Raw genomic sequence first — 24,603 nt, 5'->3', positions numbered from 1 at the left:
GGTTTTGAACTTTGATGCGGACCTGACCAGCCGATGCCGATAACGATCCTTGATCTCGTCCTGCTCGCCGTGATGCTGATCTCAGGCCTGCTCGCGATGGTACGCGGCTTCATGCGCGAAATTCTGTCGATCGCAGCGTGGGGCGCGGCCGCGCTGGTCACGCTGTACGCCTTCGGCAAGCTGCTGCCGACCGCCAAGACCTATTTCAACAACGACACGGTGGCGAGCGTGGTGGTTGTGGCCGGCGTCTTCATCGGTACCCTGATCGTGGTCTCCATCGTCACGGTGCGGATCTCCGACATGATCCTGGATTCCCGGATCGGGGCGCTGGACCGCACCCTCGGATTCCTGTTCGGACTGGCCCGCGGCTTGCTTATCGTCGTTGTCGCCTTCCTGTTTTTCAGCTGGCTGGTTCCGGACAAGCAGCGGCCCGATTGGGTAACCAACGCAAAATCCCGGACCGTGCTGGATGGAACCGGGCAATGGCTGATGGCGCTCTTGCCGGACGACCCCGAGAACACCATCTTGAAGAGATTCAAGAAGAATAAACCAGACGATGAGCAGACTGACACCGATCAGGCAGCGCCGCCGTCAGGTGATGGCTACAGCAAGCCTGCCCGCGACAGCCTGAAAAAGCTGATCGAAAAGCCCGCGGGACGTTGATGCTTGGCTAGTTGATACTTGGCTAGTTGATATTTGGCCAAAAGAGAGGCGCGATGGACGAGATAAAGGGCCCTTCCGACGACGCCGAACAACCCGGGCTGAATCTCGGTCCGCTCTATCTCGAAGATACCGACCTTGAAGGCGACACGTTACGCGAGGAATGCGGCGTGTTCGGCATTTTCGGTCATCCCGAGGCCGCGGCGATCACCGCGCTCGGGCTGCACGCCCTTCAGCACCGCGGCCAGGAGGCCGCGGGCATCGTTTCCTTCGACGGCGCCCGGTTTCATTCCGAGCGCCGCCTCGGCCTCGTCGGCGACACCTTCTCCCGCCGCGAGGTGATCGAGCGCCTCCCCGGCAATGCCGCTGTCGGCCACGTCCGCTACTCCACCACCGGCGAGACCATCCTGCGCAACGTGCAACCGCTTTTCGCCGAGCTCAATGCCGGCGGATTTGCGGTCGGCCATAATGGTAACTTGACCAACGGGCTGACCCTGCGCCGCGACCTGGTGCGGGGTGGCGCCATGATGCAATCCACCACCGATACCGAAGTGATCCTGCATCTGGTCGCGCAATCCAAACGCAACCGTTTCATCGACCGCTTCATCGAGGCGCTGCGCGCGATCGAAGGCGCCTACTCGCTGGTGTCGCTGACCAACAAGAAGCTGATCGGCGCGCGCGACCCGCTCGGCATCCGCCCGCTGGTGCTGGGCGAACTCGACGGCTGTCCGATTCTGGCGTCGGAGACCTGCGCGCTCGATATCATCGGCGCGAAATATGTCCGCGACGTCGAGCCGGGCGAGATCATCGTGTTCGACGAGCGCGGCGCGCAAAGCCACAAGCCGTTTCCGCCGAAGCCGCCGCGGCCCTGCATCTTCGAATACATCTATTTCTCGCGGCCGGATTCGATCGTCGGCGGCCGAAGCGTGTACGAAGTCCGCAAGGCGTTCGGCGCCCAGCTCGCGCGCGAAAGCCATGTCGAGATCGACGTGGTGGTGCCGGTGCCAGATTCCGGCGTGCCGGCCGCACTCGGCTACTCCAGGGAATCCGGGGTGCCGTTCGAACTCGGCATCATCCGAAACCACTATGTCGGCCGCACCTTCATCCAGCCGACCCAGAGCGTGCGCGAGCTCGGCGTGCGCATGAAGCATTCGGCCAATCGCGCCGCGATCGAAGGCAAGCGCATCATCCTGATCGACGACTCGCTGGTGCGCGGCACCACGTCGAAAAAGATCGTCCGCATGATGCGCGACGCCGGCGCCAGCGAAGTCCACTTCCGCCTCGCTTCGCCGCCGATCATCCACCCGGATTATTACGGCATCGACCTGCCGGATCGCGGCGGTTTGCTGGCTGCGACGCATAGCCTTGAAGAGATGCGGGAAATCATCGGCGCCGATTCCCTCGCCTTCCTGTCGATCGACGGCATGTATCGCGCCATGGGCGAGCCCGGCCGCGATCCCGCCAATCCGAAATTCTCCGATCATTGTTTCACGGGCGCCTATCCGACGCATCTCACCGACCAGACCCAGGTCGAGCCGCAGCCGCGGCAATTGTCGCTATTGGCGGAAGCGAGCTGACGCGAGGCGCGAGATGCAGCCGTTCATCGCAATTCTCTGTGGAGTGTTTCTGGTCGGATTCATCGACTTTGCTTTCAGGCAGGGCATGAAGGTGACACCCGACGGCTCGAGGAACGGAACCAATAGCGACAACATGCTGCCAGGCGGCGGCAGCTAAAGCTTAACAAGCAAGAAATTTCCGTCATGGCCGGGCTTGTCCCGGCCATCCACGTCTGTAAAACCCGCCGCAAAGTCGTGGATGCCCGGGACAAGCCCAGGCATGACGGAGAGAACTATTGCCATGACCCTGCCCCTCGCCTCCCGTATCGCTCTCGTCACCGGCGCCTCACGCGGCATCGGCTATGCCACCGCGCGCGCGCTGGCCAAGGCAGGCGCGCATGTGGTTGCGGTGGCGCGCACGCAAGGCGGCCTTGAGGAACTCGACGACGAGATCCGAAAAGACGGCGGCAACGCCACTCTGGTGCCGCTCAACCTCACTGATTCCGACGGCATCGCACGGCTCGGCGCGGCGCTGCACGAACGTCACGGCAAGCTCGACATCCTCGTCGGCAATGCCGGCGTCGCCGGCCCCTCCTCGCCGCTCGGCCATATCGAGCTGAAGCCGTGGAACGAGGTGATGGCGATCAACGTGTCGGCAAACTTTCAATTGATCCGCTGCATGGAGCCGCTGTTGAAGAAGTCCGATGCCGGCCGCGCCGTGTTCATCACCTCAGGCGCCTCCAACAAGGCATTGGCCTATCTCGGCCCCTACGCGGCCTCCAAGGCCGCGCTTGAGACGCTGGCGCGGGTATGGGCCAATGAGACCGCCTCGACGGCGCTTCGCGTCAACCTGTTCAGCCCCGGCCCGATCCGCACCCGCATGCGCGCCACGGTATTTCCCGGCGAGGATCCGCTGACGCTGGATACGCCGCAACAGGCCGCGGAATTCATCGTACCGATGTGCCTGCCGTCATGGAACGAGACCGGGAAGTTCTACGACTATCCGACGCGCACGCTGATGAGCTTTCGCGCGCCGGGGTAGTTGCAAGCTCTGGATCGTGTCCCAGACGCTGCGCAGCGCATAGCGCACCGCTATGCGCTGCGCAGCATCCGGGCACGTCGAAGCGCAATTGACTCCCGAACCTCCCCGCGATTGACTGCGCCTCAATCAAAAAACACCAAGAAAATGCACGGGAGAACTCCATGATGACGACCAAGGCCCGCGGCCATTTATGGCGTATCGCGGCTCTGTCCAAAATCGCTGTCATCTGCATCGCCACGGCCATTCTGCTCAGCGCACCGCGGCCAGCGAATGCCGGCGAGATTCCGAGGTTTGCCGTTGAGCCGTCCTGGCCCAAGCCGCTGCCGAACAACTGGATCCTCGGCCAGGTCGGCGGCATCACCGTCGATTGGCAGGGACATGTCTGGCTGATCCACCGGCCGCGCTCGCTGACCGACGACGAGAGGGGTGCCGTATTGTCGCCGCCGCGCTCGAAGTGCTGCGTCCCGGCGCCGCCGGTCCTGGAATTCGACGCCGACGGCAATCTCCTGCGCGCCTGGGGCGGCCCGGGCGAGGGCTATGAATGGGTCGGGCGCGAACACGGCATCGAGGTCGACGAGCGGGGTTTCGTGTGGATCGGCGGCAATGCCGACAACGACAACGCCATCCTGAAATTCACGCTCGACGGCCAATTCGTCATGCAGATCGGCAAGATCGCGCCGAGCAAGGGAAGCAACGACACCACCCAGCTCGGCAAGCCCGCCGAAACCGCGATCGACAAGGACGCAGGCGAAATCTATGTCGCCGACGGCTATGGCAACCACCGCGTCATCGTGTTCGACGCCACGTCAGGCGCCTACAAGCGGCACTGGGGTGCCTATGGCAACCCGCCGAACGACGACAAGCAACCGCCCTACGATCCCAAGGCACCGGTATCGCAGCAATTCGCCAATCCCGTGCACTGCGTGAAGATCGCGCATGACGGGCTGGTCTATGTCTGCGACCGCATCAACAATCGCATCCAGGCGTTCCGGAAGGATGGCACTTTCGTAAAGGAGTGGTTCTACGAAAAGAACACGCTCGGCAACGGCGCGGTGTGGGATCTCGCGATCTGGCCGGATCCGAAGCAGAGCTATCTCCTGAGCGCCGACGGCGAGAACAATGAGATCCGGATCATCAACCGCGCGGACGGCACGATCGTCGGCAGCTTCGGGCGGGGCGGCCGCAACGCCGGGCAATTTCACTGGGTCCATGCCATGGCGGTCGACGCCAAAGGCAACGTCTACACCGCCGAGGTCGACAACGGAAAGCGCATCCAGAAATTCCGGCTGACCTCGGACGCGTTACGCTGAGCGCTGCACGCTCGCCAGCGTGCGAACGGCGATCACAAGCGCCAGCAGCAACAGCGCCGTCGCCAGCAGGAACGGCGCGCCCGGCAAGTTCAGCGGCGCCTGCGCGCCGATGAAATAGGCGAATATCAGGGTAAACAGAAACGGTCCCAGCAGCTGGGACACGCTCTGCACGCTCGCCGTGGCGCCCTGCAACTGGCCCTGTCGCTCCGGCGTGACCCGTTGTGTCGTGAGCGCCTGCAGCGCCGCCCCCGACACCCCCCACAACGCCATCACGGGAATGCCGAGCCAGAACAGCGGGCCGCTCGGCGCCGCGCCGAAAATCAGAAAGCCGGCGGCGCCGCAGCCAAGCCCGAACAATAGCGCCCGGCGTTCGCCGAAACGCCGGACGATCGGCCCGATCGCCGCGCCCTGCACAGCCATCGCGCAGACGCCGACCATCGCCAGCGTCAGCCCGACGGTGGTCGCATCCCAGCCATATCGATAGGTTGCGTAAAGCACGAAGGTTGAGGGCAGCACCACATGGGCGAGCTGGGCAAAGAAATTCACCACCGACAGACCGGCCAGAACCCGGTCGGAGCGCAACAAATGCAGCGCGCCAAGCGGATTTGCGCTTTTCCAGCGGAATGGGGAGCGGCGATCGTGCGGCAGCGACTCCGGAAGGATCAGCAGGCCGTAGAGCGTATTGGCGAAGCTCAAACCCGCCGCCGCCCAGAACGGCAACCGGGGATCGATGCCGCCGAGTAGTCCGCCGATCGCCGGCCCCAGGATGAAACCGGCGCCGAACGCGACGCCGATCTTGCCGAACACCGCGGCGCGCCGTTCCGGCGGCGTCATGTCCGCGATGTAGGCGAAGGCGGTTGAAACACTCGCCGAGGTGATGCCCGAAATCACCCGGCCGACGAAAAGCCAGATGAGGGACGGCGCCAGCGCCATCAGGACATAGTCCAGAGCGAGTCCAAAGTTCGACAGCAGCACCACCGGCCGCCGCCCGAACCGGTCCGATAGGCCGCCGAGGATCGGCGAGAATAAAAACTGCATCAGGGCCCATGCCGTGCCGAACAGGCCGAAGATGCGCGCCGCGCTCGCGGTGTCGTTGTCGACGAAGCTTTCCACAAGCTTGGGCAGGATCGGCATGATCAGGCCAAGCGCGAACATGTCGAGCAGGATGGTGACGAAGATGAAAGCCACCGCGGCGCCGCGCCCCGGTGCGCTTACCAATGGCGCCCCGATGATACTCGCGGGCGGTTCGTCGACCATGATTTACGCTTGCGTTTGCGGGCGGAAGGACTGCTACCGGGCCCAGATTAACGCACGCACCGGCGTCGATAGCAATGCAGAGCAGCCGCAGGTTCCGGGGGGGCAGGTGCCCGCCTAGAACTCCAGTTCACGCGTGACGACTATCGTTCAGTTGGCCTCTGACGGAAGCCCGCCGCCCGATTATCGGCTAGTCGCCGTTAACCGCGATCGCAACTGACGTCGGGTTTGCTGCCTGCTGCACAGCATTGAGCCGGTACACTGCAAACAAATGGGCAAATCCAAAACCGACGATCAAAGCGGCCAACAGAACACGCTGAAGCATATATCTACTCCGTACCATCGGCTTTAATTTCCCTTCAGCCTCGACGCATCCCGGCGCCCAAGACGGTCAAGGCCTGATCATCTTGAAGGAGGTGCCGATACCGGTGCAGCTCACGAGTGGCGAGGCACGCTCGCGATTGATGCAACGCCTCCAGCAGCGCTGCCAACAGCCGAGCAGGCACTGCTGGGCGCGCATACATTGGAGCAATTTGACTATTTAATTTTTGAGTGGCAGCCGCCACCAATTTTGCAAGCGAGTGCATTCGGTATCCCTCGACAAGCGCCGTCACGACTGCAACACTGAGACGATTGCAAGCACGACACTTCCGTGCGCGCTCCCACCGCCCCCTAGAAGACATTAAAACCATTCTTCGAGTGTGAAGGGAACGACGATCAAGAACGCTAACGATAAGAGAAGGCCAACTGCACAAAAACGAACTACTTCGGCAAACGGACTGCTTTCGTAGACGTTTGCGCTCTTGGACGAGGTAGTCATGTGGCCTTCCTGGTTAACTTGAGTTACGCCGCGATGACTTACTCGGCGAACGAGACACTTCTCCCAAGCAATGCAACGCTGGCGTCGACATCCGCAAACCTACCCACCGTCGGATCTTGAATCTTGGACAGTGGCGACAGCAGCTAGTCGAGAGACGCCATCACAGGGTCTTGAATAATCACGGAGTCTTTGTAGAAGGCTGCCGCAAATTTTCGACATTCCACTCGCGGGCCAATTCCTAATTCACGGCGGCTTGTCGGATCTCCATAGGCGTGGCGCCGTAGAGCCGTCGAAAGCAGCGGTTAAAATACGAAAGGTCACCAAAGCCAACGTCGTAGGCAATCGTACTCACCTGCCTTTGCACGGACTGAGGCTCGCAGAGCATGCGGTAGGCGCGTGCGAGGCGCCGCCCGAGCAAAAAGGCGGAAAACGTGGTGCCATCGCTCTCGAACAGTCTTTGTAGATAGCGCGGCGTCACTCCGAGATGCGACGCGACGCTGCCGATCGAAATATCCCGACAGCTAACATTTTCCATAATATGGATCTTTGCTGCTCTCAATCGGGCAGCCCCCATCCCGCGCCTTTTTGCGACGTCTGCGGCTTCGCGAGTCGCTCCGAGCGTGAGCGCCACTAAATCGTGCAGGTGGGTCGCAACATGATGTCGAAGAGCCGGCGTCGCCAACGCATGATCGTCACCCAGCAACGTGTTCGCGTAACTTGTCAGAAGCTTAAGCGCGGCCGTATTTCGGGGAATTTGGTGCATGATTGCATCATCGACATCAACGACCATCGACGACAACGTCGCGTATGGAATTCGAATCGCGATAGATTCGCCGAAAGAACGCCGGTCGAACACGATGGTCTCCCCGCTGCTGATTAACACCGCGTCATTCTCGCAGAGCGCGACCTCATGGCCGCGCGCAGAAACGGTAACGTTACCTGTCTGATTCACAAGGAGTGAAAGATCGTCGTTGCCGTCTGCGATCATCTCACGCGTTCGCACTATTCGGGCGGCCGTAAATCTCCCCGACACCAGTTGCAGTCCCGGCAGAACACGTGAAGCCACAGCTGCCTCGAACGAGGCGTCGTCACTAGGCTCAATGGCAGCCCTAAGCACCGTGTGGCCGTAATGCTCGCGCCACTTGGCAACCCGGTTGTCTTCTGAAAAATCGGCTGTCGAGAATCGAACTGTCGCGGAGCTGTCTGGATCGGTCATCCGGGTTGCTTCCTATAGGGGCCGGTCATGATTGCGGCGATATCAGCCATCATTCCGCGATTTGTCGGCCGCTCAGGCCGATCCGGCGTTGATAGATCACAGCGGAATTCGCCGCTTCCATCGATCGGGGGACACCTGTTTTTTGTTGCAACGCAACGATAAAAATAAGTCGAATACGGGTTCTGAGGTGATCGGCCTGATGGCGGAAGTGGTTCAGAGCCACTGTCTCGGCGCTGCTAAGGACGATTTATGCGCCCATCATCGTCGCCGGTGGGCCAAGCAAATGAGCCCACGATTTCTGGATCGAAGGCCGCCCGACCAAGCAGAGCCTGATCATGCATGATTGAACGAAAGCGGCCTTGGCGAAGTCATGCTGGCCCAACGTCGCAAGAACTCGCAACGTCAGCAATGACACCGACGGGACTTCGCCACCGACGGCTCAACTGCGCTTCGCACAACGCGGTTCCCAGCCCGCGGTGCGACGTCAAAACGCGACGCGCACCCCGCCCCTTGCGGTGACGATGCGGCTCTGGTCGGACATCGTCATGCCCTCGACCGCGCCGAACACCGCGACGTTCCCGCGGGTGTGGTAGTCGAAGCCGGCGCCGAGCACTGCGCCGATGGCGGAGCCGGCGCCCGGTGTCACGAAGGCGAGGTTTTGGCCGAGCAGCACGGCATTGACGGCGGTGTCCCCCACCCGCTGCAGCGCGATCACGCCGCCATGCGCGTTGGTCTTGAGGGTGTGGTCACCGCCGAAGAAAGTCGTCACCCTCGAGATGTCGAGTTCGCCGCGCTCCTCGAGGTCCTGCAGCGTGCGGCTGCCGATCGTCAGGCGCTGCGCCGATCCGGTTTCGCTGTAACCGTCGAACACGCCCGCGACATAGCGCAGCCGCGCCGTCGGCGTCAGCACGTAGCCGTTGCCGACGTCGTAACGAAAGCCATAGGCGATCTCCGGGCTGACGAACCAGCCGTTGTAATTCGCGCTCGCCGTCTCCGTACCGCCCGCCGCGAGGTTGTTGAGCACAAGCCGCTTCGACCTGTTGGAAGCGTTGCCGCCCTGCAGCGTGAAGTCGAAGAACTGCGAAGCCCATTCGAAGCGGCTATAGCCGCCGACGAACACGTAGTCGGTGTTCACCGTTTGCGAATTCAGATCGACCGAAAGTCCGCCGGAGCCGCCGCCGATGAACGCGCCGACCAGCCAGTCCGGTCGCACCCTGCGGTCGATGCCGATGGCACCGGCCCAGGCCGTCGAGGTGGAACGCAGCGTCGTATCCGTCGCATCCTGGGTGCGCTGGCCGCCAAAACTGTTCGCCCATACCGTGATCGGCGCGGGGCTGAGCCAGTTGGTATCCCTCACCGGACCCTTGGCGAAGGGCCCGCCAGTGTCACTCTCCGGCGCGTAGCTCATCGCCATCATTGCGCCGCTCGCTGACGGAGAGGCGCCGTTGAGCCGGCCCTGCACCAGCGACGAGACCCCGCCGGTGAAATCCATCAAGGTGCGGTCGGTTTGCGCCAGTGCGGTTGGATCGAGGGTAGCGAGCTGCATCCCGGCCTGCGCCGCCGGACCGGTGAAGCCGCCGCCGGAGAAGTTGGTGGTCAGCGTGCCGGTGAAGTTGATGAAGGTCGGCAGCACGAGGGTCGTGAGCGATGACACCTTGCTGCTCGGCGCGACGACGGATGCATTGACGACGTCAGCGCCGCCGCCCATGTCGACCACGCCGACGATCCGCGAGCCCGGCAACAGCGTCAGCGTATCGGCGGCGTTCGACAGCTTGATCGCGGTGCCGCCAGTGCCGATGATGGTGCCGGAATTGGTGATGGTGCTGCCGACGCCCAAGGCGTTGTCGACCCTGATGCCCGTGCTCCCCGAAATCGTGCCGGAATTGGTCACGTTGGCGGCGTTGGCGGCGAAAATGCCAATGCCATCCGGGCCTGTCGCCTTGATCAGACCGGAGTTGACGACGGAGGCGTTCGTGGTGTTGGTGCCCTCAAACACGCCGGAGATCGTGCCCGAATTGGTAACCGTGACAGTGCCGCTGGCGCCAATGCCGACCACGCCGCCAATGATGCTGCCGGAGTTGGTTCCTGTCACATCGCCGTTGCTGAGAATGCCGTCTCCCCCACCCAGGATTGTGCCTGTGTTGTCCACCTTGACTCCAGCGCTGCCTACCACGCCAAAGAACCCGGCCGAGATCGTGCCGGAGTTTCTCACCGTGGCAGTGCCGTTGGTGGAAATGCCAAAACCGTTCGAGCCGGTCGCGGAAATAATGCCGGAATTGATCACATCGGCTGCGCCGCTGGCGAAGATGCCAAGGCCGTTCGCGCCCGTGGCAGAAATAGTGCCCGAATTGGCAATCGTGACAGTGCCGCCAGCGTTAATGCCGGCCACGCCGCCAATGATGCCGCCGGAGTTGGTTCCTGTCACATTGCCATTGCTGACAATGCCGAATCGCCCGCCCAGGATGGTACCGGTGCTGTCTACGTTGACCGCAGCGAAGCCTTGCACGCCAAAGAACCCGGCCGAGATCGTGCCGGAATTCGCGGTTATGTTGACGGCAGCAGTACCAAGAATACCGATGCCGCCCGCGCCCGCTGCTTGTATCGTGCCGGAATTACCGGTGACGTTGACGGTGTTGGCGCTGATGGCAATGCCATTGGCGCCGTTTGCTTGTATCACCCCGGCGCTGGAATTGCTCACCGTGACGGTGCCGTTGAGGGCGGAAATGCCGGTGCCATTTGCACCCGTGGCGGTAATGGCGCCGCTATTGAATACGACGCCTCCGCCGTCCTGGAACAAGATTCCGTGTGTACCGCCCGTGACGGTGCCGGCATTGGACACGGTAGCCGGATCCTGATTAGTCAGACCGAAGTCCTGGAGAAAGATACCATCGATCCCTCCGGTGATCGTGCCGCTGCTCATGTTCGTCACGGCGCCGTTGGCGAGATTAACGCCGGCGTCGTGTCCTGAGATCGTCCCGGAATTGAAGACGTCGCCAACACTACTGCCAAAGACGCCGATTGCGCCCGTTCCGGAAATGGCACCGAAATTGTTGACTGTTCCAACAAGAAAAACGACACCATTGTCCGTTCCTGTCACCGACGCGCCGGGCTGGACGTCGGACCCAACGTTGATGGTATTGCCTTTGTCGTTGATGGTACCGTAGCCGTTGGTGCCGTTTTGATTGAAGACCGTGCCACTGCAGGTGACGATCGCGTTGTTGACCGGTGAGGCCGGCGTGCACTGGGCCTCTGCCCGATCGACTATCGCGAACGACGCAATCACCAGTGCCAACGCAAATATTTGTGCCAGGCAGCGTCGTGCAAATTCACGGTGCGCAAGAATATTCAGAGCAGCCCAGTTCATTTCCATTCCCCAGTCAGACCTTGTCGATACGCCAGAGCTGCGCTTCGACGCGTTCACCGAAGCTGCGCAGACACGGCCGCCTCCGCCGAACACGGGAGGCTGCGACGCGCGCGCAGCGGCGCCAGATTCGTTCTGCACAAACCCTAGACGTCACGATGATGTGAGGCTTGGATGGAGGCGACGACGACTTGGACCAAAGTGAACCGGTTAGCTATTGTCGGTGGCTGGTGCAATTTTGCGACACCAAGCAGAGCCGTCTGGCCTAGATCGACTCAACCGTTGTCATTCCGAAGGCGTCAACCCGGCGCCGATGGCGCAGACCCACAATCCATGCACGACGCCTCGGATCGGTCATGACGGGAACGGGATACAGGGCAATGCTGCAACGATCTTCCAGTCAGGGCATGTCGCCCTGGCCCCAAACATCATGCCGTGCCGCCACCGGCTGGGGCAGGATCGATCGATGATCGGTAGACTTCCTTCTTGCGCTCGTCCCTGACGCGTATCCAGCTGCCGCTATTGCGCAGTTCGGCTCGCGAAACGAGAAGATGTCGCGCCAGTTCGTCAGCGGCCGCAGTGGCGCTGGCGGGGTACTCGAACAACATTCCTCCCGGATCCAGAACAACATAGTGATCGAAGAAGAGATCGAAGAAGAAACGAGGCATACTCTGTTCACCATAAACAGCGGACTCAGCTGAAGATAGAATGCCGCATCGATGACAATCGGTTCACGGACGAAACCCTGTCTATACCTGCACGCGACACGGTCCGCGTCCTCCCAACGCAGGAGACCGCGACGCGCACGCTGCGGCGAACTTCGCCGCAAACCTTAAAGCGCGGCGATGGTACGACGCTTGGGCAGCAGCGACCGCGCCTTGGACCACAATGAACCTCGACCGATTATCCGCGGCCGGTGTCAATTGATGGCACTCGCTAGCCGATCAGCGGAGACGCAAATCCCCCAACGATCTTGACAAGATCGGCCTGGCGACCGGTGCCGGTTTTCACAAACAAACGGCCGAGATGCGACTTGATCGTGCTTTCCGCAACGCCGAGGGCCGCCGCGGTTTCGGGAACTCCGCCGACCTCAACGATGGCGAGCAGCACGCGCAGCTCGGTCGGGGTCAGATTGTACGCGCGCGCGATGATTTCCGGAGCAGAAGGGGTTTCCGTTGCCACCTTGCGAATGAACAAAGCCGCGGTTGCAGAGTAAGCGATCCCGGCAAGGCGGCGGGCCCCGGACGTCAGCGGCAGCACATGCACGACATAATGCGAGCCATCCTGCGCCATCAGTGGCAAGGCAATACCCTGAGTTCCGATTGCCGCATCGCCGCTGCCGGCGGCTGCAAACAGCTCACGAAACGTCTGGTCGATCTCCGTATCGCGCGCGACGATCCGCCCCGCGATCGCTGACAGGAAATCGCCGGCGTCGAGAATGACGTGACAGGCGATGTTTGCATGGACGATGCGCCCAACCGCATCGACAAGGCACATCCCCGCGCTAAGGCCATCGAGCGTGTCCGCGAGGCTCGCAGCCTCCGCGGACTTAAGATCGATCAATCTGCTGACCAGCACCGCCCGGCGAATGTGCGGAACGATGAGGCGCATGCGGCGGCGCGTTTCATCGTCGACAATACCGTCGCGTTCGTGGCGAAACACCCCGAACAGTGCCGCGCTGGTTACCGATTTATCGAGCACCGCCGATACGAAATCCACCAGGCATTGTGGGTGGGCCCACTCCTTATAAAACCGCGTGTCCAGGAACTCGGGGTAAGGCATGAGATCCGCTACTGCGATCGGTTGCCCGACATCAGCGAAGTAATGGCCGGTCGTGGAAGGGTCGAGTTTTACATATTTGTCGAAATAGAGTTGTCGATAGTACGGGTCAGTGCCGGACTCGTAATAGACATTGCCGTTCCCGGCGATTGGGCTCTTGGAAAAGATTGCCGCCGCCGAGCCGCCGACGAAGCGCCCGGCCTTGCCGACAACGTCACTCCACAGCGAGGGATCCAGCGCTGCATCATAGATCTCCCCGATGAGTTCAGAGAGCTGCTCAGCCTGATCCATGGTCATCCTCGAAGACGGACACCCGCACCGGCGGTTGTCGATATATTTGCCCGCTTGCGAAATCTGAAATCGCAGCAGCCCCCGCCTTCCATGATCGTCTGACTTCGGGACAGTTCGAATTCACCGTTGAAGCCCACCACCATGGCGTGGTCCCGATTGCAATGGACGCGAAAGCCAAGGTCAGTGAGACCCAGCTCTTTGTAGAACTCGGCGTATCGACAGCGAGTCACATTGAAATCAAGATAATCTTCAGACTCACCGACAATCTCGACATCCATACTGCCGCCACCTGCCCAAAGTTCTTGGGCCACCTTTCGCAGTGACGCAGTCGTTCGCCCGTAGGTTGCAGCCCATCTTGCACCGTCCTCGGCGGCGAGCTTGCGAATTGTCTCGTCAACGACCTCGCGCGTTGCGCTTTCGCCGAATTTATCCCGCAACGCCTGAATGAATGGGATGAGCACACGCCCTTCGATCTTGCGGCGCTGTAAGTGACTGATGGCAACTTCGTTCGTGTCAACCATGGCCGCTGGTCCATTAAATGGTCCTGTCGTTGTTCCTTGCAGCCAAAGCGAGCATGGATCAAATCATTTCTTCTGTCGGGTTGACTTAGTTTTTCTATGCCAGGAAGATGCACGCATCGAAGCAATGGCTGTCTGCACGATGAGCTATCGGCTTCCTCCCCTTAACGGCCTCCGTGCGTTCGAGGCGTCAGCACGCCACTTGAGTTTTAAGCGGGCAGCCGACGAACTATGTGTGACTCCCGGAGCCGTCAGCCAGCAGGTCAAGAGCCTCGAAGCGAGCCTGGGTGTGCAGCTCTTTCGACGATTCCACCGCGGCTTCCTGCTCACGGCAGCGGGTGAAAACTACTTGCCTTCGATAAGCGTGGCCTTCCACACAATCGCCGACGCGACGGAAGGCGTGGCGCCTGCGCTCAAAGGACGTAAACTGCGCGTGGGCGTCTCACCTACGCTGTCGGAGCAAAGCCATCCAGCGATAGAGAATTTGCGGCGATCTGGAGAATGGTCCCGCACCAAGCTCGTCGCCACGGACGACTTGTGCGAACTGATCGACGGAAAAGTCGACGCATTGCTCCGCACATCCCTGCAATCGCCACCGGGCCTGCACATTGATCGCATCGAGTTGCGAACGTCCACAGGAGCCCTTCTGCCAACGACGCTCGTTACGCTACCTGGACTGGCCGGGAGCACCGGGCACTCGTCAAGTTTCTCAGGAGTGTCTGACCGAGCCCTCGTTGGTTTTGCCTTTGACTGCTTCTGGCATATCGCGTCATTTCGCTGCAAAACTTAGGCAGCTATCGGACCCAAGGCGGAGTCCGGCAAAGCATCCATGGGCGCGTTTTATGATGGGTTCACGCCCTAGGACAGAAGCGGCGGTGGGTTGGACCAAAACGAACTACTGCACTTCTGCGTGTGCCAAAGGCATACGCGTTACCCGCGATCTGGATAAGCCCAACACGCACCAGCCGCGACCACCGCGCAGTCTCGATCAAACCCGGTCTGCGGCCGCCGTCTCTCAAAACGGCAACGTTCCAGACGTCTGCCGGAGACTAACGATAGATTTGCCCGTTAAATGCCAAATCGGGAGTTTGGAGACCATCTACAGGCAGCTCACGACGGCCGCCTGCGCTTGTGGGCGAACGGATTGGCCTTCTCGCGCAGCGAAATCCGCACCGGCGTGCCCGGAAGCTCGAAAAATTCACGCAGGGAGTTGACGAGATAGCGCAGATAGGATTGCGGCACGGCGTCCGCGCGCGAGCAGAACAGGATGAAACTCGGCGGCCGTGCCTTGGCCTGCGTGATGTAGTTCAGCTTCAGCCGGCGGCCCGAGACCGCGGGCGGCGGGTTGGCGTCCACCGCCTGCTCGAACCAGCGATTAAGCGAAGCCGTCGGCACCCGCCGATTCCACACGGCGTAAGCCTCCTCGATCGCGCTCATCAGCCGGTCGATGCCCTCGCCCATCAGGCCGGACACCGCGACGATCGGCATGCCCTTGACTTGCGGCAACAGATGATCGGCGTCGGTGCGCAACGCCGAAATCAGGCTTGATTGGCGTCCCATCAAGTCCCATTTGTTGACCGCGATCACCAGGGCGCGGCCCTCGCGCTCGATCAGGTCGGCGATGCGCAGGTCCTGTTCCTCGAACCTGTTCTGCGCGTCCATCATCAGCACCACGACTTCGGCGAAGCGAACCGCGCGCAGCGCGTCCGCCACCGAAAGCTTCTCCAGCTTCTCCTCGATCCGCGAGCGCCGCCGCAGGCCCGCGGTATCGAACACCCTAAAATCGCGGCCCTTCCAGTTGATTTCAACGGAGATGGAATCGCGCGTGGTGCCGGCCTCGGCGCTGGTCAACAGCCGCTCCTCGCCGAGCAGGTGATTGATCAACGTGGACTTGCCGGCGTTGGGGCGGCCGACAATGGCAACCCTGATCGGGCGTTTGGAAATGTCCTCATCCGGATCGATGACGTCGTCATCGTCGAATTCCGCGTCTTCGTCCGCGGGCTCCGGCATCAGGACGCGCAGCGCATCGTAGAGATCGCTGAGGCCCTCGCCATGCTCGGCCGAGATCTGGATCGGTTCGCCCAGGCCGAGAGCGTAAGATTCCATCGCACCGGCATCGCCCTGCTTGCCCTCGCTCTTGTTGGCGACCAGAACCACCGGCTTGTTGGCGCGGCGCGCGAAATCGGCAAAGGCGCGATCGTTCGGCGTCAGCCCGGCGCGCGCGTCGATCACGAACATCAGGGCGTCGGCGAGGCCAATGGCGGCTTCGGTCTGTTCCTGCATTCGCGCGGTCAGCGAGCCCTTGGCGCCCTCATCGAGGCCAGCGGTATCGATCACGGCGAATTCGAGATCGCCAAGGCGCGCCGCGCCTTCGCGGCGGTCGCGGGTAACGCCGGGTTCGTCGTCGACCAGCGCAAGCTTCTGCCCGACCAGCCGATTGAACAGCGTCGATTTTCCGACGTTAGGCCGGCCGATGATGGCGATCGTAAAGGGCATAAGCGATCCATGCGCGCGGGTAATCTATTAGAACATCTTCGGCAACGTCTGTTCTGATTCAATCAGACCAGACGCTGCCGTCTTGGGCCGTTGACGCGCTTTCTTCACGCGAACCGGTACCACACCCGGATCAAGTCCGGGGGCATGCTTCGCTCGAAAACGCTCTCACGACAAACCGCACCCGACTTTGCCGGAAAATGCGCCGTAGGACGCGCGTATCGATGAGACGGGAAGCCCGAAATCAGCGCTGGAAGGTGCCGCCCGGCAGCGGCGCCGGGAATGGCGCGGCCGATTGCTGAGTCGGTTGGGCCTGCTGCGCCGGTTGCGCATCGGCCGGCTGGTCGGACGGCGGCGCGGTGGTGCGCTGGCGGACAATCTTCTTGGGCTTGGGAGCCGGGGGCACTGCCGCGGTACCATCCTCATCCGGCGTTGCGGCGGGGTCCGTGCCGGCCGTGTCGGGTTGCTTGCTCTTGGATTTGGCTGATCGTTTCGGCTTGGCCTCCTGCGGAGGTGGCGGCGCGGCGGCGGCCGCCGCCGCCTGGGCATTCTGCTGGTCGATTTCCTGCTGCGAAGCCCCTTTGTAAAGTGACTTGGGTACGCCTTGCTCCAGACCCGGCACGCCATCGGGGAAAACCGGCTTGCGTTCGCCCGGCAGCTTCTTCTTGGTGTCGAGCCAATCGAGCATATCCATCGGATCCCAGCTGCTGATGCCGCTCGAGCAGCCTGCCATCACGCCCGAGAGCGCGATGAGGACGAAAGCCGCGATCAGACGTTGCGGACGGCGCATGGTCGATTTCTCGTTCAACTCGTTTTCCTGCCGTCAGCTCTTCGCGACCGGTGGAAGCAACGCCTGCAGCGATTCGGCGCGCGAACGCAGGCCCGACGGTGTCTCGCCATCATTGGCAATCATATCCAGCCACTGCCGCGCCGCTGTCGTGTCATTGGCGCGCCAGGCCGACAGCGCCAGCAATTCACGCGCGGTATGGCGAAAGGTCGCCTCCGGCCCGGTCGAGGTCTCAAGGCGCTGGAGTATGTTGGGATAGCTCGCCGTCTCCAACAGCAAGCCGGCGGCGCGGATCCTGGCGAGATCCTGCTCCACCGCTCCGACGCTGCGATCGGCCGAGATGTCGTCATAGATCTTGGCCCCGGCCTGCGGATCCCGCGTCGCGACTTCCGCCGCCGCACGGAACCGCGCCAGCATGCGATAGCCGGACGGCGCGGTCGCGGCCAGCTTGTTGAAGGCCGCTTCGGCCTCGGCAGGCTTGTTCTGCTCGGCAAGGTCAACCGCGGCGTCGAAGGCGCTGCCGGCCTCGGCCGCCTTCTTGGCCTCCAAATACTGATAACCGCGCCAGCCGCCCACCGAGGCGATGATCAGCAGCGCGCCCGCGACGATATAGATCGAATACTGGTCCCACAGCCGCTTGAGCTGGTCGCGGCGGACCTCCTCGTCGACTTCGTCAAATAATTCAGTCACTTACAGATATCCCATCCCCAATAGGCCGCGCCTCAATCCGGCGTTGCCACAAACCTGATCCCCGCGTGGCGGCGGCGATATCCTAGCGATATGGCGGTGGCAAGGCAAAGCTAGCCCCGTCAGAGCGTTAACGCTGCCGCGCAGCGGTTCCCCGCGGTGCCCCCGGACAGCCTTGCTACCGTGCCGCGACCCTCAGGCAGCGCTTATCCTGCCTGTGGGCGCGACCGGTCCGCCGCAGTGTGCCGGTCAGCCCTTCGCCTTCATGCCGTAGACGTGCTCGGGTCCTGGAAAAGCGCGCGAGCGCACATCGGTGGCATAGCCCTCAATCGCGGCCTCGATCATCGGGCCGAGATTGCCGTAGCGGCGGACGAATTTCGGCGCCCGCGGCGACAGCCCCAGCATGTCCTCCAGCACCAGGACCTGACCGTCGCAGGCGGCGCTGGCGCCGATACCGATGGTGGGAATGGCGATGGTCTCCGTGATCTTCCTTGCGAGCGGCTCCGCGACCGCCTCGACCACGACCGAAAAAGCGCCGGCTTGCGCTACCGCGCGGGCATCGTTCTCGATCGGCTCCCAGCTGCCCTCCTCGCGGCCTTGGGCGCGAAACGAGCCGAGCGTATTGATCGACTGCGGTGTCAATCCGATGTGGCCCATCACGGGAACGCCGCGCTCGGACAGAAACGCGATGGTCTCGGCCATCCGCGCGCCGCCTTCGAGCTTCACGGCGCCGCAATGGGTTTCCTTGAGGATTCTCACCGCGGCGTGAAACGCCTGCTCTTTCGAGGCTTCATAGGACCCGAAGGGCATGTCGATCACCACCAGCGCATGCTGCGAGCCGCGCATCACCGCATGCCCCTGCAGGATCATCATGTCGAGCGTCACCGGCACGGTGGTCTCGAAGCCGTGCATCACATTGCCAAGGGAATCGCCGACCAGGATGACATCGCAATAGCGGTCGACCAATGCGGCGGTATGGGCATGATAGGACGTCAGCATCACGATCGGTTCGCCATTCTTGCGGGCGCGGATATCCGGTGCAGTCTTGCGCCTGATCGCGGACTGGACTGACATTTTCTAAACTCCTACGACGGGAACGCCGATCACGACGGGATGGAACGCGAATGCCAGCGCCAGATAGGCGACGATCCCGACCGCGACAGCGATCAGGTCGTTACCCCAGCCGCCGACCGGAATCGGTGGCGCGCCGGCATCGGTTCGATGCTTGAGCGAAATCCGGTCGAACACCGCCCATCCCAGGAACGAGCCGAACAGGATGATGCCGCCGAGATCGCCGTTGGCGAGCAGGTGCGCCGCCGCCCACAGCTTGACGCCGGCGAGCATCGGGTGCTTCAGCGTGGTGTAAATGCGGCCGCGGATGTAGGCTGCCGCCACCAGGATGACGGCCGGCAACATCAGCGCCATGGCGAGGTGCTTGAGCGCCTTTGGCGGGTCCCAGACAGCGATCCACCCGGTCGCGCGATAATGGGCAAAACCCCAAACGATCAGCGCGAGGCCCAGCAGCGACACCACGGCATAGCCGCCCTTGTAACCTCCCTCGCCCATCGAGGCGATGACGCGGGCGCGCAACTCGCGTTGCGCCGGTAGCGTATGAACGCCGAGGAACACGACGAGGCCCAGGATCATCACCGCCAGTCCCATGATGTTCTCCTCCGCATGCCGGCTTTTGTGGGCATCGGGTAACACTTTCGGGGCACAGGCTGCAATGCGCCAAAAGCGCAGGGCAGTCCCGTCGCCTAATCGGAAAACGCCTTCTCGGCGGCTGACAGAACGTTGTCACCGGGCTGCTTGGCGCAGTAGTCGGCGAGAGCCTTGGTCTTCTCGGTAAAGCTCGCGGGGTCGAGGACGGGAGAGCTTTTCTTGTGCCCGAAATAGCCGCTTAGCCAGAACAGGAAAGGACCGCGATCAGACGCAGGCGTTCTCTGCCAGAATTGTTCACAGCTCATCGTCGAAAAGTCCACCGCGGACAGCGCTGGCGTCGCCGCTGCTGCCTCCTGGCAGGTGACGAGCATCGTTGTGCAGCATATCGCGATGACCAATTTCATGAAACTTCCTCCGGGAATTTTGTTTATTTCTTGCGGCCTGGGTGCAGCATCACCAGCCTCCCATACCAACGCCTGCTTTTACAAGCCTTTGGCTCTACGGATTTGATGCCCCCGGTTGCCGCCACGGCGTGGCGCGGACCGCGCAGGCTCTCCTTCACTCACGGCGTCGCCTTCTGCTTGTCGATTTCGCGGTTATCGACGTAGCGGATCGCGATCGGCCGTCCGGCCAGCGCGCCGCCGAGACTGCCGGTGAATTTCAGTGGCACGCAGGCGTCTAGCGAGGCGTTGATCGCCTTGAAATAGCCGTCGCGGACATCCGCAGGCACCCCTGCCGTGGCGTAGGTCACACGCGGCGGGCCAATCATGTCACCGGATCGCTTGAAACTGAAGCGCACCGTCATCTGCATGCCCTCTTTGGCGGCTTGCGCCTGTGGCGGCGTCCAGCAGGAGCGCAGCGCGGCGAAGAGGTCGCCGATATTGTCGAGATCGTGGTCGGGCTTCTGGTACTTGGCCTCGTCATCCTTCGCAGGCGCGCTCTCGATTGTCAGCTGCAGGTTCTCGCCATAGGGATAGTCGATCTCGGGAATGCAGGGTCCGCGATTGAGCACGCTGCAGAACGACGGCGTGCACGGCCGCCCGGAAAGCACGCTGCAGGGAGCATGCGAAAACGGGGTGGCATCGATCGGGTGCCGTCGCCGGGCGTCGGCCGAGCCGGCGATGGTCAGTCCGGCGACGGCAACGATGAGACCGATGGCGATGCGACGGAACACGACAAGCCCTCGGAAACAGCACAACCAGGGTGGAACAAGCTCAAAATGATACGCTCCGTGAGCCGTATCAAGCCTGGCCTCGTTCACATCCGCGCGTTCATGGCCGATGGCTTCCGCAGATCGCGCTTGTCCGGCACGTTTTGCCGAATGAGCCGTGCTGCCGGGAAATTGCTCTGCGTGATTGATTTGGAACAACTCGCCGCCAGCGCGAATCACTTAACAACTTTAGGTCGTGACTGCGTTTCGGTCTCAAGCGACCAAGGAACCTGCGATGAGCCACGATCTTGCGCGGAAGCCATCGATTTCGGCGCAACGGAGTCGAACTCTCGCCGCTTGCGGCAACGCCGCTCTACCAAGACGGTCTATCGAGCGGAGAGTGACGTTTGGCGACGTCGTGGCGGCGACGCTTATGTCCGTCGTCATACTGGGAGCCACGATCTTGCCGGCCAAGGCGCAGTTCACCGCGCTTTACGGCTTCGGCGATAGTTACGCTGACACCGGAGCCGCTCCGGGCGGTGCGTTCCAGCTTGCGGGCATAACCTGTATCTACCATCCCAATTGCACCTTCACCGGCAGCACCACTTTCGTCCAGTCGCTGCAATCGATCTATGGCCTGCCGGGGATGACCAATTATTCGATCGGCGGCGCGCGAACTGACAATACCAACACGCTCCCCCCTATCGCTTCGGGCTACGGCTTCAGTTACGAACTCGCCCAGTCGGCAGGCCGGCGCTACAGCAGCAGCGACCTGATCGCGTTGTCGATCGGCGGTAACGATCTGTCGGCCATCAGCCTTACGAGTGCGCCCGATCCGCATGCGCTGATCGTCTCGGGCGCGACCGTTTCGGCCGGTAATGCGGCGGCCGGCGTGCAACAGATGGCGGCGCAGGGCGCTCGCAACATCGCCTGGCTCAGCACCGGCAGTTCGAAATGGTTTCCCGAGAAGCCCGGCGACCCCTTGCTGACCGACGCCCTGCGCGACACCTGGGCGAACACCTATTACCAGCAGACCCAGCAATTGCTGGCGCCTCTGGCGCAATCCGGCGTTCGCATCTTTCTATTCAATTTCGGCATCCTGCAGGAGCGCGTCGCCAACAATCCCGGGATGTACGGCTTCACCAGCGCCACCAATTGCGAGGCCGGGCCGCCCTCGGGAACCACGCCGGCCAGCGTCAATTCGAATTTCGCAGGCTGTTTCTACCAGAACTCCGTGCATCCCACTGGCGCCGCGATGGCGCTGATCGCGACCTACATGGCGAACCAGATCGACGCGCCGACCACGTTGGTGCCGCAGGGTGCCATCACCACCAGCATTGCCACCGGCTTCGCCGGCTCGGTGCTTGGCCGGCTCGACGCAACCCGTAGCTTGCAGCCGTTCGGGATCGGCAACGCAATGGCCTATGCGGGCCCGACCAAGGCGCCGGCGCCGCTCAGGCCGGAGGACCGATGGTCGGTCTACAGCGACTTCGGCTACGCCAGCGCCAGCCTCGACAAGCAGTTCCTCAATGCCGGATATGATTATCACGCCGTCGCCGGCACTTTCGGACTCGAGTACCGCTATGATTCGAGGTGGCGGCTCGGTTTTGCGCTGGGCTACTCGCAACCCGATGTCGCGCTTGGCGTTCAGAACGCGCATGACCACCTGAAATCCTATCAGCTCGCCGGCTACAGCTCGTTCACCGACCTCCACTGGTTCGCCGACGCAGTGATTGTCTATGGTCATCACGATTTCGCGCTCGACCGCCAGGGCGTGATCGACGTGATCCAGGGCAGCACCAGCGCCGACACCTTCACGGCGGCTGGCGAGACCGGTTATCTGGTCAACGCCGGAGCGTTCCGCGTCGGGCCGATCGCGGGATTCAGCTACACCTACGGGGTCATCGGCGCCTACACCGAGAGCGGCGACGTCCTGCTGACCATGATCGTCGACAGGCAAACGATCAGCGCCTTGACCGGCAACGCCGGGCTCCAACTGCGATTGCCATTCGTCGCGGGGACGACGCTGTACAGCCCTTTCATCAACCTCACTGCCGAGCAGGATTTCGCCGGCTCGGGCCGCAACGTGACGACGACGCTGGTGACGGCGCCGCTGCTCCCGATCCTGACGCCGGTCTCCGCGCATGACCAAACCTACGGCAAGGTCGCCGCCGGCATCGGCGCTGCATTTGGCGGCAATATCAACGCAACACTCACGGCCTCGACCACCTTCGCGCGCGATGGAGGCAGCGACTTTGCGGTCAGCGGGAGCGTCCGGGCTGCGTTCTAACCGCCATGACCGCCACGAAACGGAAGCTCTCCGGATGGCTATTTCACGTCGCGGCTTTGCGATCAGCGCAGGTTCGGAGTTTCGCCTTACGCCTTCTTCTTCACATCCTTGATGCTGGAAAACGTAATTCCCTCGGCGCGTTCCCTGGTGTAGCCGAGATAAAATTCATTCTTGGCCAGAAACACCGGATCGCCGTCGACGTCATCGGCGACGCCGGAACTGTTGGCCGCAATAAACGCGTCGAGCTTCTTGCGGTCATCGGACGAAATCCAGCGCGCCAGCTGGAACTCGGAGATCTCGAATTCCACCGGCAGCGTGTATTCGGCGTCCAGCCGCGCCTTCAGGACGTCGAGCTGCAGCGGGCCGACCACCCCGACCAGCGCGGGCGCCCCGTCGCGCGGGCGGAACACCTGCACTACGCCCTCCTCCGACATCTGTTGCAGGGCTTCCTTGAGTTTCTTGGCCTTCATGGCGTCGGTCAGCCGCACCCGGCGCACGATTTCCGGCGCAAAGGAGGGCACGCCGACGAAGGTGAGGTCTTCGCCCTCGGTCAGGGTGTCGCCGATCCGCAACGTGCCGTGATTGGGGATGCCGACGACATCGCCGGCAAAGGCCTCGTCGGCCAGCGCGCGATCCTGCGCGAAAAAGAATTGCGGGCTCGAGAGCGACATGTTCTTGCCGGTGCGCACCAGTTTCGCCTTCATGCCACGGGTGAGCTTGCCCGAACACAGCCGCGCGAACGCGATGCGGTCGCGATGGTTCGGATCCATATTGGCCTGGATCTTGAACACGAAGGCGCTCATGCGCGGCTCGGCCGCTTCCACCTTGCGCAGATTGCTTTCCTGCGCGCGCGGCGGCGGCGCGAAACGGCCCAGGCCTTCCAGCAGATCGCCGACGCCGAAATTGCGCAGCGCGCTGCCGAAATAGACCGGCGTCAGATGGCCTTCGCGAAACGCCTCCAGTTCGAACGGTTTGCAGGCTTCCGACACCAGCGCGAGTTCTTCCTTGATCGCGCCGACGTCGAGATTGGCGTTGCGGCCGGCGAGTTCGGCAACGTCGATCTGTTGCGCCGCGCCGGTCTTGGCGCCGCCGCCTTCCAGGAGGCGCACGCCGCCGGTGGCAAGATCGTAGGTGCCGAGGAAGTCGCGGCCACGGCCGACCGGCCAAGTCATCGGGGTGGTGTCGAGCGCCAGCGTCTTTTCGATTTCATCCAAGAGATCGAAGGTGTCGCGGCTCTCGCGGTCCATCTTGTTGATGAAGGTGATGATGGGAATGTCGCGGAGCCGGCAGACCTCGAACAGCTTTCGCGTGCGGGCCTCGATGCCCTTGGCGGCGTCGATCACCATGACGGCGCTATCGACCGCGGTCAGCGTCCGGTAGGTGTCCTCGGAAAAATCCTCGTGGCCCGGCGTGTCCAGCAGGTTGAACACCAGACCCTCGAATTCGAAGGTCATCACCGAGGTGACGACCGAGATGCCGCGCTCGCGCTCGATCTTCATCCAGTCGGAACGGGTGTTGCGACGCTCGCCCTTGGCCTTGACCTGCCCGGCCAGATTGATCGCGCCGCCGAACAGCAGCAGCTTTTCGGTCAGCGTGGTCTTGCCGGCGTCGGGGTGCGAGATGATCGCAAAGGTCCGCCGGCGCGCCACCTCAGCGGCGAGCGGCGAGCGGGACGGCGATTCGGCTGTGAGGGCGAGGTCGGACATCGGATTTGAGCGTTTGGCAGG

Annotated in this window: 22 protein-coding genes; 7 read left to right on the top strand and 15 right to left on the bottom strand. The window is 62.4% G+C overall.

Annotated features, from left to right (window positions below; genetic code table 11):
• Positions 1-33: 33 nt before the first annotated feature.
• The 5 genes from E8A46_RS06345 to E8A46_RS06325 all read left to right on the top strand — a co-directional run bounded on the left by E8A46_RS06345 (position 34) and on the right by E8A46_RS06325 (position 4,568).
• Positions 34-663, top strand: a complete 630-nt coding sequence (locus E8A46_RS06345; protein ID WP_291558793.1) for a CvpA family protein — start codon at positions 34-36, stop codon at positions 661-663.
• A gap of 53 nt (positions 664-716) precedes the next feature.
• A complete protein-coding gene (purF, locus tag E8A46_RS06340) occupies positions 717-2,237 on the top strand; it encodes an amidophosphoribosyltransferase (protein ID WP_291558791.1) in 1,521 nt (506 codons plus the stop codon).
• Positions 2,238-2,250: 13 nt separating this feature from the next.
• On the top strand, positions 2,251-2,394 hold the full coding sequence (locus E8A46_RS06335; protein ID WP_291558789.1) for a hypothetical protein: 144 nt from the start codon (positions 2,251-2,253) through the stop codon (positions 2,392-2,394).
• 123 nt (positions 2,395-2,517) lie between these two features.
• Positions 2,518-3,258 carry an SDR family NAD(P)-dependent oxidoreductase gene (locus E8A46_RS06330; RefSeq protein WP_291558786.1) on the top strand — a complete coding sequence of 247 codons (741 nt, stop codon included), beginning with the start codon at positions 2,518-2,520 and terminating at the stop codon, positions 3,256-3,258.
• A gap of 161 nt (positions 3,259-3,419) precedes the next feature.
• Positions 3,420-4,568 (top strand): hypothetical protein, encoded by a 1,149-nt coding sequence (locus E8A46_RS06325; protein ID WP_291558785.1) that lies wholly within the window; start codon positions 3,420-3,422, stop codon positions 4,566-4,568.
• Here E8A46_RS06325 and E8A46_RS06320 read toward each other — a convergent pair.
• The 7 genes from E8A46_RS06320 to E8A46_RS06290 all read right to left on the bottom strand — a co-directional run bounded on the left by E8A46_RS06320 (position 4,560) and on the right by E8A46_RS06290 (position 13,810).
• A complete protein-coding gene (locus E8A46_RS06320) occupies positions 4,560-5,825 on the bottom strand; it encodes a TCR/Tet family MFS transporter (protein WP_291558783.1) in 1,266 nt (421 codons plus the stop codon). The two genes, E8A46_RS06325 and E8A46_RS06320, sit on opposite strands and share 9 nt — an antisense overlap.
• A gap of 187 nt (positions 5,826-6,012) precedes the next feature.
• Positions 6,013-6,147, bottom strand: a complete 135-nt coding sequence (locus tag E8A46_RS06315; RefSeq protein ID WP_291558781.1) for a hypothetical protein — start codon at positions 6,145-6,147, stop codon at positions 6,013-6,015.
• A gap of 733 nt (positions 6,148-6,880) precedes the next feature.
• A complete protein-coding gene (locus E8A46_RS06310; protein ID WP_291558779.1) occupies positions 6,881-7,858 on the bottom strand; it encodes an AraC family transcriptional regulator in 978 nt (325 codons plus the stop codon).
• A 484-nt stretch (positions 7,859-8,342) separates the two neighbouring features.
• Complete coding sequence (locus E8A46_RS06305; protein WP_291558777.1) at positions 8,343-11,222, bottom strand: autotransporter domain-containing protein; 2,880 nt, start codon at positions 11,220-11,222, stop codon at positions 8,343-8,345.
• Positions 11,223-11,647: 425 nt separating this feature from the next.
• Positions 11,648-11,887 (bottom strand): hypothetical protein, encoded by a 240-nt coding sequence (locus E8A46_RS06300; protein ID WP_291558775.1) that lies wholly within the window; start codon positions 11,885-11,887, stop codon positions 11,648-11,650.
• 268 nt (positions 11,888-12,155) lie between these two features.
• Positions 12,156-13,289, bottom strand: coding sequence for a helix-turn-helix transcriptional regulator (locus tag E8A46_RS06295; protein WP_291558773.1), 1,134 nt, complete (start codon positions 13,287-13,289; stop codon positions 12,156-12,158).
• A 2-nt stretch (positions 13,290-13,291) separates the two neighbouring features.
• Positions 13,292-13,810, bottom strand: coding sequence for an L-2-amino-thiazoline-4-carboxylic acid hydrolase (locus E8A46_RS06290; RefSeq protein ID WP_291558771.1), 519 nt, complete (start codon positions 13,808-13,810; stop codon positions 13,292-13,294).
• Between the two features lie 139 nt (positions 13,811-13,949).
• Between E8A46_RS06290 and E8A46_RS06285 the strand changes: the two genes are divergently transcribed.
• Positions 13,950-14,597, top strand: coding sequence for a LysR family transcriptional regulator (locus E8A46_RS06285; protein WP_291558769.1), 648 nt, complete (start codon positions 13,950-13,952; stop codon positions 14,595-14,597).
• 320 nt (positions 14,598-14,917) lie between these two features.
• On the opposite strand, the gene der is transcribed toward E8A46_RS06285, so the two are convergent.
• The 7 genes from der to E8A46_RS06250 all read right to left on the bottom strand — a co-directional run bounded on the left by der (position 14,918) and on the right by E8A46_RS06250 (position 20,598).
• Entirely contained in the window at positions 14,918-16,303 is a 1,386-nt protein-coding gene (gene der, locus E8A46_RS06280; RefSeq protein ID WP_291558767.1) for a ribosome biogenesis GTPase Der, read from the bottom strand.
• Positions 16,304-16,544: 241 nt separating this feature from the next.
• Positions 16,545-17,090 carry a hypothetical protein gene (locus E8A46_RS06275; protein ID WP_291559005.1) on the bottom strand — a complete coding sequence of 182 codons (546 nt, stop codon included), beginning with the start codon at positions 17,088-17,090 and terminating at the stop codon, positions 16,545-16,547.
• A 33-nt stretch (positions 17,091-17,123) separates the two neighbouring features.
• On the bottom strand, positions 17,124-17,777 hold the full coding sequence (locus E8A46_RS06270) for a tetratricopeptide repeat protein (protein WP_291558765.1): 654 nt from the start codon (positions 17,775-17,777) through the stop codon (positions 17,124-17,126).
• A 246-nt stretch (positions 17,778-18,023) separates the two neighbouring features.
• A complete protein-coding gene (panB, locus tag E8A46_RS06265) occupies positions 18,024-18,848 on the bottom strand; it encodes a 3-methyl-2-oxobutanoate hydroxymethyltransferase (protein WP_291558763.1) in 825 nt (274 codons plus the stop codon).
• A gap of 3 nt (positions 18,849-18,851) precedes the next feature.
• On the bottom strand, positions 18,852-19,436 hold the full coding sequence (locus tag E8A46_RS06260; RefSeq protein ID WP_291558761.1) for an NnrU family protein: 585 nt from the start codon (positions 19,434-19,436) through the stop codon (positions 18,852-18,854).
• Between the two features lie 95 nt (positions 19,437-19,531).
• Positions 19,532-19,840, bottom strand: coding sequence for an HdeA/HdeB family chaperone (locus tag E8A46_RS06255; RefSeq protein ID WP_291558759.1), 309 nt, complete (start codon positions 19,838-19,840; stop codon positions 19,532-19,534).
• Positions 19,841-19,998: 158 nt separating this feature from the next.
• Positions 19,999-20,598 (bottom strand): hypothetical protein, encoded by a 600-nt coding sequence (locus E8A46_RS06250; protein ID WP_291559004.1) that lies wholly within the window; start codon positions 20,596-20,598, stop codon positions 19,999-20,001.
• Between the two features lie 421 nt (positions 20,599-21,019).
• Here E8A46_RS06250 and E8A46_RS06245 point away from each other — a divergent pair, with 421 nt between their 5' ends.
• On the top strand, positions 21,020-22,876 hold the full coding sequence (locus E8A46_RS06245) for an autotransporter domain-containing protein (RefSeq protein WP_291558757.1): 1,857 nt from the start codon (positions 21,020-21,022) through the stop codon (positions 22,874-22,876).
• An 86-nt stretch (positions 22,877-22,962) separates the two neighbouring features.
• On the opposite strand, the gene E8A46_RS06240 is transcribed toward E8A46_RS06245, so the two are convergent.
• Entirely contained in the window at positions 22,963-24,582 is a 1,620-nt protein-coding gene (locus tag E8A46_RS06240) for a peptide chain release factor 3 (RefSeq protein WP_291558755.1), read from the bottom strand.
• Positions 24,583-24,603 lie beyond the last annotated feature (21 nt).

The organism is Bradyrhizobium sp. (assembly GCF_004799445.1).
In the GTDB taxonomy this organism is placed as follows: Bacteria; Pseudomonadota; Alphaproteobacteria; order Rhizobiales; family Xanthobacteraceae; genus Bradyrhizobium.
This window is presented reverse-complemented; position numbering and strand designations above follow the sequence as displayed.